The 1,121-nt window shown below is 55.1% G+C and carries 1 rRNA gene; it reads left to right on the plus strand.

From position 1 onward, the window contains the following. Positions 1 to 1,121, plus strand: a 23S ribosomal RNA gene (locus RAH41_RS22405); the annotation flags it as partial.

The raw sequence follows: 1,121 nt of genomic DNA on the forward strand, positions 1-1,121 counted from the left end.
CCGGGGCTAAACGTATCACCGAAGCTGCGGACTGTTCTTCGAACAGTGGTAGGAGAGCGTTCTAAGGGCTGTGAAGCAAGACCGGAAGGACTTGTGGAGCGCTTAGAAGTGAGAATGCCGGTATGAGTAGCGAAAGAGGGGTGAGAATCCCCTCCACCGAATGCCTAAGGTTTCCTGAGGAAGGCTCGTCCGCTCAGGGTTAGTCGGGACCTAAGCCGAGGCCGAAAGGCGTAGGCGATGGATAACAGGTTGATATTCCTGTACCACCTCCTCACCATTTGAGCAATGGGGGGACGCAGGAGGATAGGGTAAGCGCGGTATTGGATATCCGCGTCCAAGCAGTTAGGCTGGGAAATAGGCAAATCCGTTTCCCGTGAAGGCTGAGCTGTGATGGCGAGCGAATTATAGTAGCGAAGTTCCTGATTCCACACTGCCAAGAAAAGCCTCTAGCGAGGTGAGAGGTGCCCGTACCGCAAACCGACACAGGTAGGCGAGGAGAGAATCCTAAGGTGATCGAGAGAACTCTCGTTAAGGAACTCGGCAAAATGACCCCGTAACTTCGGGAGAAGGGGTGCTCTGTTAGGGTGCAAGCCCGAGAGAGCCGCAGTGAATAGGCCCAGGCGACTGTTTAGCAAAAACACAGGTCTCTGCGAAGCCGTAAGGCGAAGTATAGGGGCTGACGCCTGCCCGGTGCTGGAAGGTTAAGAGGAGCGCTTAGCGTAAGCGAAGGTGCGAATTGAAGCCCCAGTAAACGGCGGCCGTAACTATAACGGTCCTAAGGTAGCGAAATTCCTTGTCGGGTAAGTTCCGACCCGCACGAAAGGCGCAACGATCTGGGCACTGTCTCAACGAGAGACTCGGTGAAATTATAGTACCTGTGAAGATGCAGGTTACCCGCGACAGGACGGAAAGACCCCGTGGAGCTTTACTGCAGCCTGATATTGAATGTTGGTACAGCTTGTACAGGATAGGTAGGAGCCTTGGAAACCGGAGCGCCAGCTTCGGTGGAGGCATCGGTGGGATACTACCCTGGCTGTATTGACCTTCTAACCCGCCGCCCTTATCGGGCGGGGAGACAGTGTCAGGTGGGCAGTTTGACTGGGGCGGTCGCCTCCTAAAAG

Origin of the sequence: Gottfriedia acidiceleris (assembly GCF_036421055.1) — a bacterium.
Classification (GTDB): domain Bacteria; phylum Bacillota; class Bacilli; order Bacillales; family Bacillaceae_G; genus Gottfriedia; species Gottfriedia acidiceleris_C.